Here is a 17,860-nt window from a genome sequence, read left to right on the forward strand (position 1 = left end):
GACCAGGCTGGATCGCGAACCGCTGGTGGAGTATCAGCGGTCGGCGGTGTCGAGGCGGCGGGTCAAGGTGAGGAAGGCGTCGGCCGGGGTGGGGGAGTGGGTGGTGAGCCGGTCGGCCTGGATCGAGGCGTCGTCCAGGATGTCGAGAATGGCTCGAAGGGTGAGGACGCTGCCGTCGGTGGGGATGTCCAGGGTGAGCGCCTCGGGGTCGCGCGTCACGGTGATCAGGTCGAACAGGGCGGCCGTCGACGCGAGTCGACTCGCGTCGGTGAAGCGGAGGCGGATGTGGCCGCCGGGAAGGCGCCGCTTCAGCTCGTCCGCGGTGCCCTCGGCGACCAGCTTTCCGTGAGCCAGGACGGCGATGCGGTCGGCGAGCCGATCGGCCTCCTCCAGGTACCGCGTGGTCAGGAAGATCGTGATGCCCTCGTCGGCGACCAGGCGGCGGATGAGCTCCCATACGGTGCGACGGCCCGGCGGGTCGAGCCCGGTGGTCGGCTCGTCGAGGAGGATCACGCGCGGGCTGCCGACCAGGGACATCGCCAGGTCGAGCATGCGCCGCACACCGCCCGGGAAGCCGGCGACGGGTTTGCCGGCCACCCCGGTCAGCTCGAAGCGGCGCAGCAGGTCGGCGGCCCGCCGACGGCCCTCGCGCCGGCCCAGGTGGTGCAGGTCCGCCATGAGGATCAGGTTCTCTTCGGCGGTGAGCAGACGGTCCACCGCCGAGAACCGTCCGCTGACGCCGATCGCCTTGCGGACGGCGTCGGCGTCGCGGTGCAGGTGGTGGCCCGCAACGCGGGCATCCCCGGCGCTCGCGCGGATGAGCGTGGAGAGGATCCGCACCGTGGTGGTCTTACCCGCGCCGTCGGCGCCGAGCAGGGCGAAAACCGTGCCCTCGGGGACACACAGGTCGATGCCGTCGAGCACCACCTTGTCGCCGTAGGACTTGGCCAACCCGACGGCTGTGATCGCCGCCGGACGGGTGGTTGTGGGAGACGCGGCCATGGCCGTGACGTCCCTCCTTCCGGGTCGTGGCGGCCTTCCGGTAGGCGGTAGGCGGTAGTGCGGTGGGGCGGTCTTCCGTAGGGCGGCGGGGAACGGTCAGGCGCGGCGGATCACGATGTCTCCGACGGCGGTGCGGGCGCGCACCTCGACCTTCTCCTTGGCGGCTCCGGGGCTCTCGGACGATTCGAGGGCGTTGCGCACACTGCCGAGGCGGGTGTTCACCTCAAGCCAGGCGCTGGTGGACTCACGGATGCCGACCTCGAGGTCACCCGCGGCGGTCTGGAGCACGATCCGGCCGCGCGCGACCTCGCCGACCCGGATGCCGCCGTGGGCGGACTTGGCATCAACTCCGGCGTGCGCGACGCCGATCGAGATCCGGCCGTTGGACGACTTCGCCCGCAGGTCGCCGGTGACCTCGCCGATCGTGGTCTCGCCGTTGACGTTCTTGGTCGTGACCGCGCCCGCGATCCTGCCGACCTCGATGCGGCCCGCTCCGAAGACCTCGGTGTCGCCCGTCGCGCGCTCCAGGTGGATGTCGCCGTGGTCGGTCTTGAGGTACACGGTCCTGGCCTCGGCCACCCGCACGTCGCCGATGGAGGTCTTGAGCCGGCAGTCCCCGAGCAGGCCCGTGCAGGTGTAGTCGGCCAGCGGCGAGGTGCCCTGAACGTCGGAGCCGGCCGGCAGCTCGACGCGCACGTCGATCGACCCGCTCCTGCCGAACAGCGAGCGCTTCTTGGGTCCCTTGACCAGCAATCGGCCGTCCGAGCAGGTGACTTTGGTCAGTTCCGCGGCCCGTACGTCGGCGCCTTCGGTGTTGTCGGTCGGCGAGACCTCGACGACCGTGTCGGTGCGCTTGCTCGCGATGATCCGGGCGGATCCGACCTCGAATTCGAGGGTGGCCGAGATCGGTTCGGGCGTGTCGAAACCAGGCATGGCTGTCCCGTTCTCGTGGCTGCGTGTCGTGTGCGTTCCCGCCGCCGGGGCGGGCGGATGTGAAGTACCGGGTGGCGCCATCCGAACCGGGCCTAATCGACCCAGCCCGTGTAGCCCTGCCCGCCCCCGTGGCGGCTGCGTATCGGCGGGTGGCCCCGGTTGCCGGGTGCCAGCGCGGACGCGACGGCCCGGCCCAGCCACGCGTTGACGGACAGGCCCTCCTGCCCCGCGGCCTCCTCGACCCGGGTCTTGAGGTGGGCGGGCAGGCGGAAGTTGATCCGCGCCATGCCGCCCTCGTCGCCGTCCGGAGGGACCGGCGGCATGGGCACCCGCACACTGTGCCGCGCGCCCCCGACTTCCTCGGCCGCCCCACCGTAGGACTCGTGCGTCGGCGGCGGCGTGACCACGAACTCCGGGTCCAGCCCGCGCAGTCGGACGTGGACCGAGCCCGGTGCCAGGTCGCCGGTGACCTCGTCCATGGCGGCGGAGAGCGCGTTCAGCAGGGTGAGCCGGGCGGCCGACTCCAAGGGCGCGGTGAGTTGATCGGCCAGGGCGCGCGCCGCGTCTCCGCGGGCGTCCGCGGCGACGGCGAGCTCGTGGCGGAGACCGGCGACGTAGGGCGTGAGATCCATGACGCCAGTATGGCAGAGATGCGACGCCATGACGAGCCATCGTGGCGCCATGAATGCGCCACCGGGTCGGCCGTCGGCCGGCCGAGATGCGCCCTCGGCCCATCCCCGCGAACCGGGGGTCGTGGATCAGACCGTCAGGACGATCTTGCCCGTGACCCGGCCGGTCTCCCCGCGCTCGTGTGCCCTGGCCGCGTCCGCCAGCGGGAACACCGAGTCGATCGCGGCGCGCAGCCGCCCCGCCTCGGCCGCCGCCGCGACCTGCCTCATGGACGCGTGGTCGGCCTCGACGAGCATCTCCTCGGCCCGGACCCCGTACCGCTCGACATCCAGATCCCTGACGTGGTTCACGATCGAGACGAGGACGCCGCCCTTGCGCAGGGTCGGCAGCGAGCGCGGCCCGTATTCGCCGCCGACGCCGTCCAGCACGACGTCCACGTCCCGCACGGCCTCGGCGAAGTCGGTCGTCGTGTAGTCGATCACCTCGTCGGCGCCCAGCCCGCGGACGAAGTCGTGCTTGGGCGCGCGGGCGGTGCCGATGACGTACGCGCCGCGCGCCTTGGCGATCTGTACGGCCAGATGACCGACCCCGCCCGCCGCGGCATGGATCAACACCCGCCGCCCCTCCTGGAGGTCCGCGGTGTCCACCAGGGCTTGCCAGGCGGTGATCGCGGCCAGGGGAAGCGCCGCGGCCTGCACGTGGTCGAGGTTCGCGGGCTTGCGCACCAGGTGGCGGGCCGCCGAAACCACGTACTCGGCGTGCGACCCGTTCCCGTACGGGTACTTCAGCATGCCGAACACCTCGTCGCCCGGTCGATGGATCGTCACCCCCAGGCCGACCGCCTCCACGACGCCCGACACGTCCCATCCGAGCACGAACGGCGGCTCGCCCAGGATCAGGCCCGTGGCCCGGTGTATCCAGTCGGTCGGGTTGACGCCTGCCGCGTGCACCTTGACCAGCACCTCGCTCGGGCCGGGCACCGGCCGCTCCAGCTCGACCTCCTTGAGCACCCCGGGACCGCCCAATACGTCCTGACTGATAGCGCGCATGTCACTTCTCTCCCACAACGCAGATCCCATAACGGCCCCGTGTGCCCGTGCATGCCGAAGTCCGTCGCCGTACGACCCGTTCCCATCGGCTCTCCCCTGGCCGAAAGGTCCACCCGGACATCGTGACGGCCGCCCGGATCCCCGCGCGAGCGTCCGGAACGACATGACGCATACAATTCCGGACGTGAGCACAGTTGCGATAGCCGTCGCGGACGGGATCCTGCACTTCGAACTGGCCTTGGCGTACGAGCTCTTCGGCTCCGCCCCGCCGGTTCCGGTCGAAGTCTGGTACGAGCTTGTCATCTGCGGGGCGGGCACCGTGCGGGCCGATGGCCGCTTCCTCCTGGAGCCCGACTGGGGACTCGACCGGCTCGCGCTGGCCGACACCGTGATCGTCCCCGGGTGGGCCGACGTCGACGTGGACCCACCGGCGGACCTCGTCGACGCCGTTCGGACAGCTCACGAGGCCGGTGCGAGGGTGGCCTCCCTCTGCACGGGCGCTTTCGTACTGGCCGCCGCCGGTCTGCTGGAGGGACGGCGCGCCACCACGCATTGGGCACACGCCGAAGCGCTGGCCACCCGCTATCCGCAGGTCGAGGTCGACCCGGACGTCCTCTACGTCGACAACGGCAGCGTGCTCACCTCCGCCGGCAAGGCCGCCGCGATGGACCTGTGCCTGCACCTGGTCCGTCGCGACCACGGCTCGGCGGTCGCCAACGCGGTCGCCCGGAGGCTGGTCGTACCGCCGCACCGGCCCGGAGGCCAGGCCCAGTTCGTCGCCACCCCGGTACCCGAACAGCACGACCATCCCCTCAGCGAGCTGCTCGCCTGGGCGGCCCAACGGCTGGATCAACCGTTGACGGTGGAGGATCTGGCCCGCCGGGCGAACATGAGCTCGCGCCACCTCGGCCGGCACTTCAGGTCGATGACGGGCACCACTCCGCTGCAATGGTTGCTGACCCAGCGGATCCACCGCGCCCAGGAGCTTCTGGAGACCACGGACGACAGCGTGGACGCCATCGCAGAGGCCACCGGCATGGGCACGGCGACGACGCTTCGCCGACATTTCAACCGCACCGTCGGCGTGCCCCCTGACGCCTACCGTCGTACCTTCCACAGGCAGCGGGCCGACGCCACCGCCGGTACTCCCCAGCGGTGACGGCACCGCACCGGGCAGGGCAGGGCGAGGCTGTAGCGACCGGCGCGTTCACGCTCGCGCCGGTCAGGGGCGGGAATCCGGGTCGGGATCGGGTTCGGGGTCGTGCCAGGTGAAGAAGGACAGGAGGGCTTCGGGGTCGTCGATCTCGTCGTCGAGGGGTTCGTCCTCGACGCCTCGTAGGCGGTCGAGCAGTCCCAGTACGGGGCCGCCCGCCCAGATCGACACGATCCCGGCCGCGAGCAAGACCACGGCCGCGATTCCGATCCACGCCAGGGCATTCATCCACCACTGGGCGATCGCCCCGGGGATCTGCCCGAAGTCGGCGCATCCACAAGCGATTTCGGCGTCTCCCATACGGCCCCCTCAGCCCGACGACACCGAGCCCAGGCCGCCCTTCACCCACCCGGCGGAAACGAATCCGAACGACTCCCCGATCGCGGCCGACCCGTAACCCGCCCGCTCGAACGCCGAACGCCCGGTGCAGGCAAGGGCGTTCGTCGATCATGGGACCGGCGGCGAAACGGCCGACGCCGCCGCGAACGGGGCGGCGTCGGCCGGGAGTTGGGCGTTGTCGGCGGTCAGGCTTGGGACTTGAGTGCCCCGAGGAACGCCGCCCACGACGCGGTGCCGTACTCGTGGATGGGGCTGCGAGCGAGCTTGCTGTCCCGTACGGCGACGGTGCGGGGGAGGGGGGCGGCCTCTACGCAGGTGCTCTCTTCGGCGTTGCTGCTGTATGACGACTTGCGCCAAGGCGCCTGGCTGTAACGGATGTTGGTCACAAGTCCTCCAGCAGCGAGTGGATCAGACGTGCGGACGCAGCGGGCGGCAGAGCTTCCGCCCGAAGTAGATCGTACCTGCGCCGCATGGTTGCGACCGTTGTCGGATCGTAGATGATCTGACCACCTGACACCGGTTCGACATATCCACAGTCGTCCCCATCCTCGAACGCCAGCAGCGTCATGACGCCCTGCATCGCCGAGTAGTGGCCTTGCACGAAGGGAACGACCTGCAAGGTCAGGTTCGGCAACTTGCTCGCTGCGAGCATGTGCTCAAGCTGCGGTTTGACGACGTGGTGGTCACTCGGCCAACGCCCGAAGACCGCCTCGTCCACGATCATCCAGACCTCCGGCGCGTCCTCCCGCGTCAGGACGTCCTGCCGAGCGATCCGCCTCTCGACCAGCTCGTCGATGCGCTCCTTGGACAACGGGGGCTGGTGCATCTCGTACGAGGCCCGGGCGTAGCGTTCGATCTGTAGTAGACCCGGAATCAGCTGGGGTTCGAAATGGCAGACCCGCGTGGCTTGTTCCTCCAGACGCAAGTACCACTGGAAGGGCGTGGTCACCCTGCCGTCCGTCATCTCCTGCCAGAGCCGCACGAGGGCGTGGTCGGCGGCGAGCGCCGAATCGGCCAGGCTGATGAACGCGGGTTGGGGAACGCGCACACCGGATTCGATGGCACTGATCAATTTCGGTGAACAGTAGGTACGTTCACCCAAGTCGGCTTGAGTGAGGCCGCCGAGTTCACGGCGGACCCGGATCTCGCGGCCGAGATACCCGAGTAGCCACGAAGCTGTCGGCATCTGTTGCACACGTCGTACGGACACGACTCTCCCTCCACAACCGGTCATGGAGTGTCGGTGCCCGGCCACCGCCAATCTCCCGCGGCGCCCCCGCCACGCCGGAGGCGTAGTCGACGCTATCCCCGCGGGTGCTGTCCTTGTGGCGGAATGATCCGATTCGTTCGAGATTTGCGACTCCTCAGGGCGTGGGCGGGTGCGGGAGGCGTCGCGGCGTGTGATCATCGTTCGCTGTGATGGTCGACGGGGAGGATCAGGCGGCGATGGAAGTTGTTCGCGCGCGAGTGGGCGTTGTGGTGCCCACGTACAACGAGGCCGCCACGATCGGTGAGGCGTTGCGTCGGCTGGCTGAGCTGCCACTGCCCGATCTGGTGGTGGTCGTGGTGGACGACGGGAGTCCGGACGGTACGGCGGACCTGGCCGAGCAGGCCGGCGCGGACTGGCCGGACGGTCGGCGGGTGCACGTGGTTCGTCGCACCAGTAAGGACGGACTCGGCCGGGCGTACGTGGTGGGCATGCAGACCGCCCTCGACCTGGGCTGCGACATCGTCGTACAGATGGACGCCGACCTGTCCCATCCCGCCGAGGCCGTGCCGCGCATGGTGGCCACGTTGGACGCCGGTGCCGAGGTGGTGATCGGCTCCCGGTACGCCGAGGGCGGCGAGTTGGACGCGGACTGGCCGTGGCCGCGTCGGCTGCTGTCCCGGGGTGCGAACCTCTACGTCTCGGTGCTGCTGGGCCTGGGATTGAAGGACGCGACGGCCGGGTTCGTCGCGTGGCGGGCGGACACGCTCGGCAAGGTCGACCTGTCCACCATCCGCTCCAACGGCTATGCCTTCCAGGTGGAGATGAAGTGGCGGGCCCGGCACCTCGACGCCCGGATCCGCGAGATCCCGATCGTGTTCTCCGAGCGGGCCGCCGGCTCGTCCAAGATGTCGATGCAGGTCAAGCTCGAAGGGCTCGCGCTGCCCTGGCGGTTGCTGTTGTCCAAGCGCCGCCGTTAGGGCGCGGCACTAGCCCTCGGCGGCGGGCTGTTCGGCGAGGGGCGCGCCGTACCAGCGCCACGTGGTGAGCCGCGGGTGCCCGGGCAGTTCGGCGCGGCCGGTGGCCCACAGCAGGGTGGGCCAGGGGTCGGTGGCCGAAGGCGCGTCCGGGAACAGCCGGGCGAGCACGCGGGCGCAGAGGTCGGCGGGTGGCGTCCAGCCGAGCCCGAGCCCCTCGGCCAGGTCGTGGGTGTGTACGAGGGTCTCCACGACCCCCATCGCCGCGAAGCCCTCCGGGTCGGACACCCCGTGGCTGTGATAGGCGCGGACGTCCGCCGGCGACGTGCGCACCATCGCGACCAGCAGCGCGCCGCTGGCCTCCAACACCTGCAACAGCCCGGCGGGGCCCGCCGCGTGGTCGGCGTGCACGGCGTTCGAGGGACCGCCCGGCCGACGGCTCGCCCACACATAGGGGACGTTGCCCGTCAACGGTGGTGTCCGGGGGCCCAGCTGGACGGCGTACGCGAAGAGGTCGTCGCTGAGGTGCTCGACGGTCTCCCAGCAGTCCCAGGTCAGTGAGCCGGCCTTGCTCTCCCAGGCGGCGGCAGGCGCCTCCCGGAGCGTGGCGACGGCGAGTTGGACGGCGCGGTCGAGGTCGTCCGCGGTGACGGGGGAGCGCTCGGATGCGATGGATCGGGACATGACGGAAACGGTAGCGCGGATGCCGGCGCCCACCGCGCCGCAGGGCGCCTTGAGTCACTGAGGCTCAGCGCCCGGTGCTGCCGTCGGCGAGTTCGCGGAGGATGTCTGCGTGACCCGCGTGGCGACCGGTTTCCTCGATCATGTGGGTAAGTGCCCAGCGAATGCTCGGCGACGGGCCTGAACGCCCCGGCCGGGGGAGTGGCGCGCCGAGATCGGTGCATTCGTCGAGAACCTTGTTCGCGCGGTCGACGGTTGCCCGGTAGCGAGCGACGACGTCGGCGACGCTGTCCTGAGGGGCAGGCCGGAATGTCGCCTGCCAGTCGGTGACCTTCTCGCCGAGAAACGTCACGTTCTCCACGGCGATCAGATGGTTGAGCAGGCCGAGCAGGCTCGTGCCCGAGGGCACTGCCGGTGTCCGGACCCGAGGTTCTGCGGCTCCGTCGACTTTCGTGGCGACCGAGGCACGCAGGTAGTCGAGGAATCCGCGCAGGACGTCGGCCTCGCTGTTCGCGGTGCGGGGCGGCGGGGTGTCATTGCGGCGGGAGGCTGTGGGCACGGCGTTCTCCTTGTGTGGCGCTTGTCGGGGCGGTATCACGCGGTCCGGCGGATGAGCAGGACGTGGTCGACGACCTCGGCGGTGCGCCCGTCGGGGCCGACCGCCATCCGGCGTGGCGTGTCTGCGCGTTCGACTGTCCACTCGGCAGGGGAGAGGCACATCGGTGCCGCGACCTCTTGAGGAGTCGGATACCGCAGGTCCGCGTCCTGATTCCACGACCACGGCGCTGTCGATCCGTGATCGACAACCAGGAGCCGTCCGCCCGGACGCAGCAGGTGGGCGGCGGACCGGAGGATGGCGGTCCTGTCTTGCGCGTAGGGGGTGTGGAAGTAGTGGGCGGTAACCAGATCGAATCGCAGTCCGGGCAGCGAGGCGCTCGCGTCGTGCTGCCTGGCGGTGATCCGATCGCTCAGGCCGCGCGAGCGGGCCTGCCGGGCGAGCCGCGTGGTCGCCACCGCCGAGACGTCGAGGGCGGTGACCCGCCAGCCCCGGGACGCGAGCCACAGCGCGTCGCCGCCGCCACCGCATCCGAGGTCCAGCGCGTCCCCTGGGGGCAGTGCGGTGACTGTCTCGACGAGACGGTCGTTCGGCTGCGGGTCAGCGGACGCGGGCCGCTCTGCGTACACCTTGTCCCAGTACGTTGCCGCGTCGGAGCGCTCCATTGGGTTCCTTCCCCTCTGTTTCCGTGTGGCCAGTCTCAGCCGACGGGTCACAAGGTGGCGCCGATCCTTGCCGTTTTGGCAAGCTGGTCACATGGACTCTGCAATGGAAGACGTGCTTGACGCGGTCGGACCGCGACTGCGTGCGCTTCGGCACGCGCGCGATATCACCCTCGCTGATCTGTCCGTGACCACCGGAGTGTCCGAAAGCACTCTGTCCCGCCTGGAGAGCGGCCGGCGCCGGGCAACCCTTGAACTGCTGCTGCGTCTGTCCGATGCCTATGACGTCCCGCTGGACGATCTCGTGGGCGCCCCGCGCGCCGGCGACCCCCGAATCCACCTGAAGCCGATCCGGCGGTTCGGGATGACGTTCGTACCCCTGTTCCGGCGGCCGGGCGGAACACAAGCCTTCAAGATGATCATTCCGGCACGGCCGGAGCCACTCGAACCGACATTGCAGACTCACGAGGGCTTCGAGTGGCTGTACGTACTCAACGGCACTCTGCGACTGGTGGTCGGCGAGCGTGACCTGACGGTGAAAGCGGACGATGCCGCCGAGTTCGACACCTCTTTGCCGCATTGGCTGCGAAGCGCGGATGGCGGAGCGGTGGAACTTCTCGTCCTGTTCGACATGCAGGGCGCGCGCGCCCACGTGCATGCCGGCCGCACGCCTCGGGCGAAGACATAGCCCACATGGACGAGGCTGACCCGCGGTGGCCGGCTGCGGGCTTGCGGGTGACGCGCTACGGCACGGGACAAAACCGCTGCCGGGCCGGACTACGGTTCGCGCTGCGGCACCGGTTGGCGGGATGCCGGCCCGACTCCGCGATCCGCTCGATCGTGACCGGTTCGATCCTGGAACGACTGGAACTGCCTCCCGGTGAGGGGCGTAAAGCCTGCGGCGGCGGCGAATCGTCCGGCTGCCGCGGGGGCCAAGGCCTCACGTGAGGTGGGTCGAGTCGACAACACGTGGGCGCGCGCCGGTTCCCAAGCGCGGTGTTCCGCGATGCGCGGGCCGGGTTGCCGGGCACGCGAAGTCGCGCTCCCCAGGGTGTGCCGTGTCCGCGGCGTGGTCGGTGGTGTCGGGTGTCGGTGTCAGGGGTTGGTGTCGACGGTGTTGATCGGGCCTGCGGTGTCGCGAAGGGGGCGGGCCGTGCGGGAGTCGAGGGCGGCGAGGATTTCGCCGCAGACGGCCAAGGCGGTTTCGGCGGGGGTGGCGGCCCAGGTGGCGGCGGAGGTGTCGGGCGGGGGTGGGGTGGTGGTCGCCGATTCGGTGCGGTCGGCCGTGGTGGTCACGGTCGACGTGGCGCGGGTGCCTGCCTCGATGGGGCTGGTGATCAGTGCGGCGCCGCGGCCGCCGGCGAGCAGCGACCACCAGCGCTGGGGGATGGCGGCGAGTGGCAGGAGCAGTACCTCCGTCTGGCCGCCGCAGGTCAGACCGGCCTCGGCCGCCTCGTGGCCGTGTACGGCGACCTCGCAGATCCGGGACGTGCCGTCGGCGGGCATCCGGACCACCTCGGCGAGGAAGTGCGCGTCGAACACGCCCCGGTACAGTTCACCCGCGCGGTCGCCGCGGTCTCCGCGGCCGTCGAGCAACAGCGCGTCGTGCGGGTGGCGCGGCCCGAAGCCCTCTTCGGTGACCGGGCGGACCAGCACGGCCGGCCGCGCTTCCGCCATCCAGCGCAGCGCGATCCCCGCCAAGTCCCGCATCGTCCAAGTCCCGCATCGTCGACGCCCCTTCGTCTCGGACCACGCGTACGCCGTCGCGCGATCATAGCCGGAAGGTTGGAGCAGCAGATGCGGGAATCTACGCGAAGAGAAGCCGGCAAATACAAATCTGATTAACGAATATGCTTGCGCCGTCGAATCATGTCCAGTCGTATGGCGGGCCGATCCGAGGGAGACGACGGTGGGCGACCGCAGCATCCGAGGGTTCGGACTCGGTCAGGAGTTGACCCGGATCGCGGGCATCGAGGTCGCGTTCGTCGTCGACGGCATCGCGGCGTGGGGCGTGGAGTGGGTCGACGGCCCGACGGTCGACGGGATGCGTGCGCATGTCGACGCCGTGCGTGCGGGGCGTGGCGGGTTCGCCCCGGCCGATCACCGGCTCGCTTTCCGGCGCCGGCAGAGCCCGCGCGCGTGGGCCGCGCGTGCGGTTGCGGCGGAGCGGGAGGGGAGGCTTGCCGGTGCGGTTGTTGCGGGGGCCGCGTTGCGCAGGGGGCATCCGGCGGGTGAGGCGTGGGGTGAGGGGGGCCTGACGGCGGAGGAGCATGCGTTGATCGACTATGTACGGGTGCTCTTTGAGGTCACCGGGGATCCTGATCGTGCGGATCGGGTCGAGGACGAGGTGGGGATATCCCGGCTGCTTTTGGAGGGGGCGGGGTCTGTGGATGCGATGGCTCGGGTGCTGGTTGGTGGGTTGGGGGCGGAGCGGGTGCGGTTGCGCGTGGTTCGGGGTGGGCCGGGGCGCTGAGTGTTGTCCTCAAGCGCCGGACGGGCTGGAGTTGGTGCGTCCTGCGAGGTGGTGTCCTCAAGCGCCGGACGGGCTTGGGTGGCCTCTGCCGGGGTGGGCGGCCTGCGGCCTGCTGTCCTCAAGCGCCGGACGGGCTGGGGTTGTGGGGTGGTGTCCTCAAGTGCCGGGCGGGCTTGGGTGGCCTCTGCCGGGGTGGGCGGCCTGCGGCCTGCTGTCCTCAAGCGCCGGACGGGCTGGGGTTGTGGGGTGGTGTCCTCAAGTGCCGGGCGGGCTTGGGTGGCATCTGTCGGGGTGGGCGGCCTGCGGCCTGCTGTCCTCAAGCGCCGGACGGGCTGGGGGTTGGTGGGGTCTGTGGGTTGGTGGCCTCATGCGGCGGTTGGGCTGGGGTTGGTGGGGTCCGTGGGTTGGTGGCCTCACGCGGTGGTTGGGCTGGGGTTGGTGGGGTTTTTGGGGTGGTGGCTGTTGGTCAGGTGATTGGTTGGGTTGGTGTGGCTGCGGCGATGGCTGCTGTGGTGATTTGGGTCAGGTCGGCGGTGGTGGAGATGTATGGGGGCATCGTGTAGATGAGGTCGCGGAACGGGCGTAGCCAGACGCCGTGTTCGATCGCGGTGCGGGTGGCGGTGGGGATGTGGACCTCGTGGTCCAGTTGGATTACGCCGATTGCGCCGAGGACGCGGACGTCGCGGACGCCTGGGAGGGTGCGGGCCGGGGCCAGGCCGGTGGTGAGGTGGGACTCGATGCGTTTGACGTCGGCGCGCCAGTCGCCGTCGAGGAGCAGGCCGAGCGAGGCGTTGGCGGCGGCTGCCGCCAGGGGGTTGCCCATGAACGTGGGGCCGTGGGCGAGTACGGGGACGTCGCCCGAGGCGATTCCGGCGGCCACCCGCTCGGTGCACAGCGTCGCGGCCATCGTGAGGTAGCCGCCGGTCAGCGCCTTGCCCACGCACAACACGTCTGGGCTGACCCCGGCGTGGTCGGCCGCGAACAGCTCGCCGGTGCGTCCGAAGCCGGTGGCGATCTCGTCGAAGACCAGCAGTACGTCGTGCTTGGTGGTGAGTTCGCGCAGCGCGCTCAGGTAGCGCGGGGAGTGGAAGCGCATTCCGCCGGCGTTCTGGACGATCGGCTCGACGATCACCGCGGCCACCTCGTCGGCGTGCCGGGAGAGCAACTCGTCGAGGTGCTCGACGTAGGCGGGTTCGAACTCGCGCGGCGGCGCGTCGGCGAAGACCTGTTCGGCCAACGCCCCCTCCCACAACTGATGCATCCCGCCCTCGGGGTCGCACACCGACATGGGGTGCCACGTATCGCCGTGATAGCCGCCACGCCAGGTCAGCAGCCGGCGCTTGGCCCCGCGGCCCCGCGAACGCCAGTACTGCAGGCACATCTTCATCGCCACCTCCACCGACACCGATCCGGAGTCGGCGAAGAACACGTGCCGTAGCGGTTCCGGGGTGATCTCCACGAGCGTGCGGGCCAGCCGGATCGCGGGCTCGTGGGTCAGTCCGCCGAACATCACGTGGCTCATCCGGCCCAACTGGTCCCGGATCGCGGCGTCGATGACCGGATGGGCGTATCCGTGCACGGCCGCCCACCACGACGACATTCCGTCGATCAACTCGCTTCGACCATGCACCGGTTCGGCGAGCGTCAGCCGTACGCCGGCGGCCGACTCGACGAGCAGGGGCCGGGTCGTGCCGGGCATCGGGGCGTAGGGGTGCCACACATGGTCGCGGTCGAGGTCCAGAAGTTGTCCGGGATCGAGAGGGGCGAGGGGAGTGCGGGGAACGGGGGTGGTCATGACCTACAGCCTCACCTGGCGAGACCGTGCGGCCAATGTGGGCGGCCGACAAGATCACGAGCCGCTCTTTGTATCGCCGCACGCGGGTCCGGGGGGATTCGGTGGGTATGGTCCGGCCGGTGGCGCACGTCCTGTCACCATCCATGTCATGAACAGGGGTGGTCCCGCTTGCCCGCGGATCCGCAGTTCCAACGTCCCTACAGCGCACCTTGCTTCGGGGGCCGGCAGGTGGCCCGATGAGGCGCGGGGCACGTCGCCGGCAAATGGCCGCGCACGCCGTCGCGGCCGGTGACGCCTCCACGGCGGAGCTGTTCGGAGCGCGTTTGAAGTACGACGATTCGGCCTGGGATCGACATCGGGACGCCGGCGCCAGGATGTCCCTGCCCGGTGTCGCGCGTCGCCTGCCGCACCTCGTCGGGCAATCGGTGCGCCTGGCCTGGGCGGTGGACCCGTTCGCGCTCGTCGCGGTCGCCGTCGCCGAGATCGGCCAAGGGCTGACGGCGGCGTTCGGCCTGGTCGCCACCAACCAGGTCCTGGTCGAGTTGCTCGCCGGCGGCCCGACCCCGTCCCGGGTCCGCGCCGCACTGCCCGCACTGCTGTTCGTCGGGCTGATGGGCGTACTGGGCGCGGGCCTGGCGGCCGCCTCGACGGTGCTGACCGGTCGGCTCGAGCCACAGGTCGAACGGGCGGCCGATGTACGGTTGTTGGAACGGGTGGTCCGGGTCGAGATGGCCACCCTGGAGGACCCCGAGTTCCGGTCGCTGCTGCGCTCGGCCACGTTGGGCACCGACGCCGCGCGCTACATGGTGGGCAACAGTGTGGCCGTCGTGAACGCCCTCCTCTCGCTCGCGGCGGCGGGCACGGTGCTGACCGTGCTGCATCCCCTGCTGCTGCCGTTGCTCGCGCTGATCGTCGTACCCCAGGCCGTCGGCACCCTGCGCACCGCGCGCCGCGCGTACCGGTCGATCCAGGGCTGGCTGGACAACGAGCGCCAACAGGACCTGCTCACCAACCTGATGACGGCCAAGGAGAACGGGCAGGAGGTGCGCGTGCACGGCGTGGGCGACTACCTGCTCGACCACTTCGTCGCGCTCGCGCGGGCCTCCGAGGCGGAACAGACCCGGCTGGCCCGGGCCGAGGCCGGCACCAACCTGGCCGCGTCCGCGCTGTCCGGGATGGCCGCCGCACTCACCTACGGCGCGCTCGGATGGTTGCTCACCTCCGGCCGGGTTCCGCTGTCCACGGCCGGTACGGCCGCGCTCGCGATCCGGACCGGCACCGCGGGTCTGCGCCAGGTCGTCCTGTACGTCACCCAGCTCTATCAAAAGGCCCTGCACTACAACGACCTGCTCCGGGTCTGCGCGCAGGCCGAGGCGCACGCGATTCCCGTGGGCGGCGGCGACGTCGACCGCCCACCCGCCCTGATCGAGGCGCAGGGCCTCACCTTCACCTACCCGGGCCGGGACACCCCGGCCGTGCGGGACGTGGATCTGCGCATCCCGGCGGGCAGCATCGTGGCCTTCGTCGGCCGCAACGGCTCGGGCAAGAGCACCCTGGCGAAGCTGCTCAGTCGGCTGTACGAGCCGCAGGCGGGCCGGATCCTGTGGGACGGGGTGGACACCGCCGAACTCGCCCCCGCCGCGCTTCAGCACCATGTCGCGCTGATTCCACAGGACTTCGCGCAGTGGCCGTTCACAGCCGGCACCAACGTGCGGGTGGGCCGGCCGCGACGGCCCGCCGACGACCTCGACCTCGCCGACGTCGCCGCGAGTGCGGACGCGACCGGCGTGTTGGCGGAACTGCCCAACGGCTGGGCGACGTTGCTCGGTCGTGAGTTCGAGGGTGGGGTGGGCCTCTCCGGCGGCCAGTGGCAACGGATCGCCGACGCTCGCGCCCGATGGCGCCAGGCCACGCTGTTGCTGTTCGACGAGCCGACGTCCGCGCTCGACCCGGAAGCCGAGGTCGCCGCGTACGACCGGATCCGCGCGCTCGCCGGCGAGGGGCACACCGTGGTCCTGATCACCCACCGGATGGCCTCGGTCCGGCACGCCGACCACATCTACGTCCTCGACGCCGGGCGCGTGGTGGAGAGCGGCAGTCACGACGACCTGATGAGCATCCAACACGGCATCTACGCGGCCATGTTCACGATCCAGTCGGAGCAGTACACGGCCGCTCGCCGGACACCCCGGGCGAAACCGCCGGCGGCACCCCACGCGGAGGCCACCCTCGAATAGGGCAGCCGGGGGTGACGGGACGCCCCCGACTCCGGCTCCGGCGCTCACGCGCGGACGGATCGGCGGCAGGCGGATCCGTGTTCGCCGGCATGCTCACCGGAGGCGGAGGCGGAGGCGGGGCGGGGGCGAAGCGGGTGCGGGTGCGGGGGTGGAGGTAGGGGCGGGGAGCGTCAGGGCGGCCGGTCAGCCGAAGGCGGTGGCGAAGCGGGCGCGGAGGTCGGTGAGGCGGTTCGCGGGCTCGTTGGCGAAGACCAGGCGCAGGTGCGAAGCACCCTGTGGGCCCCATCCGTTCATCGGGGTCGCGGCCACCCTCCCGAGCCGGAAGAGTCGTTCGGACGCGGCCTCGGGGGTCAGGCCCAGGGCGGTGGTGTCGATCAGGAGGGACCAGCCGCCGTGCGGGCGGATACACGGGTAGTCGGCGAGGTGGGTGAGGATCGCCTCGCAGCGGTCGCGCCAGATCGCGGTCGCGGCGGCGACGTCGGCGTCCGCGTCCGGGTGGGACAGCGCGGCGGCGACGGCGTGTTGGGCGATACCCACCTGGCAGACCACGTTGGTGACGCCGACCAGCTTGACGTCGGCGACGATCTCGGCGGGGCCGATCACCCAGCCCACCCGCCAGCCGATCAGGCGGAGTTCCTTGGACGCCGAGCCGACGGTGATCGTGCGGTCGGCGAGGCCGGGGTGCGCGGCCGGGTGCTCGGGGGCCTTGCCGTCGAAGCGGATGCGTTCCATCGCCGCGTCGTAGATCACCCAGCAGTCGTGTGCTTCGACGGCGCGGGCCAGCGCGTCCCAGTGGGTGCCGTCGAGGAGGGCGCCGGTGGGCATCGCCGGGGCCATCACCAGGACGGCGGCGGTGTTCGGGCCGACCGCCGCGGCGAGTTGCTCGGGGTCGGTGGCCCAGCCGTGGGCGGTCGCGGTGCTCGGTACGTGGCGGGGACGCGAAGTCACCAACAAGGCCGTGCTGCTGATGGTGCATCACTGACGGATGGTGCGCGGGGTCGGTGCGTCGGTTCGGGGCTTCAGGAAGGGCGCGACGTCACGGCGTGAGGACGACCGTTCGGTCCACGTGGCCCGACCGCACCTCGAAGACGGTGAAGCCCTCCGGCCCGGCCTCCACCCGGTGGACACAGCCCGACGGGATGAACACGACGTCGCCGACGCGCATATGCACGCGGTGGGTCAGGGCCTTGCCGGAGAAGACATCGCAGCTGCCCGCGGTGAGCAGCACGATGGTCTCCTCGCCGTCGTGGTGGTGGACCGCCGTGTGCTCGCCGGGCCCGAGTTCGGCGAAGAAGCCGCACAGACGTCCCGCGCCGACCGTCGCGGCGGACACCCGTTCGCTGATCCTGACCCCCTGGGCTCCGACGAGGTCGGCACCGGCGGGCACGAGCACGGCTTCGTTCATGGATACAGGGTCGACACCGGCCGGAACCCGGAAACGCGCACCGCGACGAACGGCACCGAATGGGCGAATCCGTTATCGGCGCCCGGCGCACGGTATCGCCCGTCGGCGCGCTGCGGCACTCTTGGGACGGCTCCGCGCGGCGGGGTCGGGTATGTGCGGCACGGGCGAACCGGAGGCAGTGATGGCGAACCGCGACAGCGACGGGCACCTCGTGGCGGGCCACGACGTGGGGGTGGCCGGCGCGCGGGGGATCGTGGGAGGGGTGGTGGACGCGGCGTCGGCGGCCGGGCGCGCGGTCAGTGTCGCGGTCGTGGACGGCGCCGGTGTACTGGTCGCGTTCGAGCGGATGGACGGCGCGCTGCGGTTCAGCGCGGATCTGGCGGCGGCGAAGGCGCGTACGGCGGCGGAGTTCGGGCGGGCCACCGCCGCGATGGAAAACGTCATGCGTGATCGACCGGTGTTCGCGCAGAGCTTCGTCCAGCAGGGGAGTTGGTATCTCGGGCGCGGCGGCTACCCGCTGCTGGTGGCCGGCCGGCCGGTCGGCGGGGTCGGCGTCAGTGGGGACGCGGCGGAGCTCGAGGACGAACTCGCCGAGGCCGCAGCGTGGTTGTTCAGCGTCGAGGTGGACCAGGGCGGGGCGGACGGTCCCGCGTGATCTTGCCGCCTTGCCCCGCCCTGCCCCGCCCTGCCCTGGCCCGTCC

Annotated in this window: 19 protein-coding genes and 1 pseudogene; 6 read left to right on the forward strand and 14 right to left on the reverse strand. The window is 71.0% G+C overall.

Annotated elements, in window-relative coordinates; translation table 11 throughout:
• Positions 1 to 33: 33 nt before the first annotated feature.
• The 4 genes from OG928_RS41015 to OG928_RS41030 all read right to left on the reverse strand — a co-directional run bounded on the left by OG928_RS41015 (position 34) and on the right by OG928_RS41030 (position 3,614).
• Positions 34 to 1,002 (reverse strand): ATP-binding cassette domain-containing protein, encoded by a 969-nt coding sequence (locus tag OG928_RS41015; protein WP_331767099.1) that lies wholly within the window; start codon positions 1,000 to 1,002, stop codon positions 34 to 36.
• Between the two features lie 96 nt (positions 1,003 to 1,098).
• Positions 1,099 to 1,935 (reverse strand): DUF4097 family beta strand repeat-containing protein, encoded by an 837-nt coding sequence (locus OG928_RS41020; RefSeq protein ID WP_331767100.1) that lies wholly within the window; start codon positions 1,933 to 1,935, stop codon positions 1,099 to 1,101.
• A 92-nt stretch (positions 1,936 to 2,027) separates the two neighbouring features.
• Positions 2,028 to 2,567, reverse strand: a complete 540-nt coding sequence (locus OG928_RS41025; protein ID WP_331768290.1) for a hypothetical protein — start codon at positions 2,565 to 2,567, stop codon at positions 2,028 to 2,030.
• Positions 2,568 to 2,693: 126 nt separating this feature from the next.
• Positions 2,694 to 3,614, reverse strand: a complete 921-nt coding sequence (locus OG928_RS41030) for an NADP-dependent oxidoreductase (protein ID WP_331767101.1) — start codon at positions 3,612 to 3,614, stop codon at positions 2,694 to 2,696.
• A 184-nt stretch (positions 3,615 to 3,798) separates the two neighbouring features.
• On the opposite strand from OG928_RS41030, the gene OG928_RS41035 reads away from it, so the two are divergent.
• Entirely contained in the window at positions 3,799 to 4,773 is a 975-nt protein-coding gene (locus tag OG928_RS41035; protein ID WP_331767102.1) for a helix-turn-helix domain-containing protein, read from the forward strand.
• 63 nt (positions 4,774 to 4,836) lie between these two features.
• Here OG928_RS41035 and OG928_RS41040 read toward each other — a convergent pair whose 3' ends face one another.
• The 3 genes from OG928_RS41040 to OG928_RS41050 form a co-directional block, all read right to left on the reverse strand.
• Positions 4,837 to 5,127 carry a hypothetical protein gene (locus tag OG928_RS41040; protein WP_331767103.1) on the reverse strand — a complete coding sequence of 97 codons (291 nt, stop codon included), beginning with the start codon at positions 5,125 to 5,127 and terminating at the stop codon, positions 4,837 to 4,839.
• Between the two features lie 224 nt (positions 5,128 to 5,351).
• Positions 5,352 to 5,552, reverse strand: a complete 201-nt coding sequence (locus tag OG928_RS41045) for a DUF397 domain-containing protein (RefSeq protein ID WP_331767104.1) — start codon at positions 5,550 to 5,552, stop codon at positions 5,352 to 5,354.
• Entirely contained in the window at positions 5,549 to 6,376 is an 828-nt protein-coding gene (locus tag OG928_RS41050; protein WP_331767105.1) for a helix-turn-helix transcriptional regulator, read from the reverse strand. Before OG928_RS41050 ends, OG928_RS41045 begins: the two co-directional genes overlap by 4 nt.
• A gap of 236 nt (positions 6,377 to 6,612) precedes the next feature.
• On the opposite strand from OG928_RS41050, the gene OG928_RS41055 reads away from it, so the two are divergent.
• Complete coding sequence (locus OG928_RS41055) at positions 6,613 to 7,353, forward strand: polyprenol monophosphomannose synthase (protein WP_331767106.1); 741 nt, start codon at positions 6,613 to 6,615, stop codon at positions 7,351 to 7,353.
• A 9-nt stretch (positions 7,354 to 7,362) separates the two neighbouring features.
• Here the strand turns inward: OG928_RS41055 and OG928_RS41060 are convergent, their stop codons facing one another.
• The 3 genes from OG928_RS41060 to OG928_RS41070 all read right to left on the reverse strand — a co-directional run bounded on the left by OG928_RS41060 (position 7,363) and on the right by OG928_RS41070 (position 9,252).
• Positions 7,363 to 8,034, reverse strand: a complete 672-nt coding sequence (locus OG928_RS41060; RefSeq protein WP_331767107.1) for a hypothetical protein — start codon at positions 8,032 to 8,034, stop codon at positions 7,363 to 7,365.
• Positions 8,035 to 8,098: 64 nt separating this feature from the next.
• Complete coding sequence (locus OG928_RS41065; protein WP_331767108.1) at positions 8,099 to 8,590, reverse strand: DinB family protein; 492 nt, start codon at positions 8,588 to 8,590, stop codon at positions 8,099 to 8,101.
• Positions 8,591 to 8,625: 35 nt separating this feature from the next.
• Complete coding sequence (locus OG928_RS41070) at positions 8,626 to 9,252, reverse strand: class I SAM-dependent methyltransferase (RefSeq protein ID WP_331767109.1); 627 nt, start codon at positions 9,250 to 9,252, stop codon at positions 8,626 to 8,628.
• Positions 9,253 to 9,343: 91 nt separating this feature from the next.
• Between OG928_RS41070 and OG928_RS41075 the strand changes: the two genes are divergently transcribed.
• Positions 9,344 to 9,937 carry an XRE family transcriptional regulator gene (locus OG928_RS41075; protein WP_331767110.1) on the forward strand — a complete coding sequence of 198 codons (594 nt, stop codon included), beginning with the start codon at positions 9,344 to 9,346 and terminating at the stop codon, positions 9,935 to 9,937.
• A 407-nt stretch (positions 9,938 to 10,344) separates the two neighbouring features.
• On the opposite strand, the gene OG928_RS41080 is transcribed toward OG928_RS41075, so the two are convergent.
• A complete protein-coding gene (locus OG928_RS41080) occupies positions 10,345 to 10,959 on the reverse strand; it encodes a hypothetical protein (protein WP_331767111.1) in 615 nt (204 codons plus the stop codon).
• A gap of 199 nt (positions 10,960 to 11,158) precedes the next feature.
• Between OG928_RS41080 and OG928_RS41085 the strand changes: the two genes are divergently transcribed.
• Positions 11,159 to 11,722 carry a hypothetical protein gene (locus OG928_RS41085; RefSeq protein ID WP_331767112.1) on the forward strand — a complete coding sequence of 188 codons (564 nt, stop codon included), beginning with the start codon at positions 11,159 to 11,161 and terminating at the stop codon, positions 11,720 to 11,722.
• A 466-nt stretch (positions 11,723 to 12,188) separates the two neighbouring features.
• Here OG928_RS41085 and OG928_RS41090 read toward each other — a convergent pair whose 3' ends face one another.
• Positions 12,189 to 13,517 carry an adenosylmethionine--8-amino-7-oxononanoate transaminase gene (locus tag OG928_RS41090; protein ID WP_331767113.1) on the reverse strand — a complete coding sequence of 443 codons (1,329 nt, stop codon included), beginning with the start codon at positions 13,515 to 13,517 and terminating at the stop codon, positions 12,189 to 12,191.
• 236 nt (positions 13,518 to 13,753) lie between these two features.
• Between OG928_RS41090 and OG928_RS41095 the strand changes: the two genes are divergently transcribed.
• The gene (locus tag OG928_RS41095) at positions 13,754 to 15,754 is read left to right on the forward strand and encodes an ABC transporter ATP-binding protein (protein ID WP_331767114.1); all 2,001 of its coding nucleotides are present in this window, start codon (positions 13,754 to 13,756) and stop codon (positions 15,752 to 15,754) included.
• Positions 15,755 to 15,937: 183 nt separating this feature from the next.
• On the opposite strand, the pseudogene OG928_RS41100 reads toward OG928_RS41095, so the two are convergent.
• Together OG928_RS41100 and OG928_RS41105 are read right to left on the reverse strand one after the other, a co-directional pair.
• Positions 15,938 to 16,723: pseudogene (locus OG928_RS41100) on the reverse strand (pyridoxal phosphate-dependent aminotransferase); the annotation flags it as partial.
• 67 nt (positions 16,724 to 16,790) lie between these two features.
• Positions 16,791 to 17,159 (reverse strand): cupin domain-containing protein, encoded by a 369-nt coding sequence (locus OG928_RS41105; protein WP_331767115.1) that lies wholly within the window; start codon positions 17,157 to 17,159, stop codon positions 16,791 to 16,793.
• Between the two features lie 181 nt (positions 17,160 to 17,340).
• On the opposite strand from OG928_RS41105, the gene OG928_RS41110 reads away from it, so the two are divergent.
• A complete protein-coding gene (locus OG928_RS41110) occupies positions 17,341 to 17,814 on the forward strand; it encodes a heme-binding protein (protein WP_331767116.1) in 474 nt (157 codons plus the stop codon).
• Positions 17,815 to 17,860 lie beyond the last annotated feature (46 nt).

The organism is Embleya sp. NBC_00896, assembly GCF_045207785.1.
Lineage (GTDB): Bacteria > Actinomycetota > Actinomycetes > Streptomycetales > Streptomycetaceae > Embleya.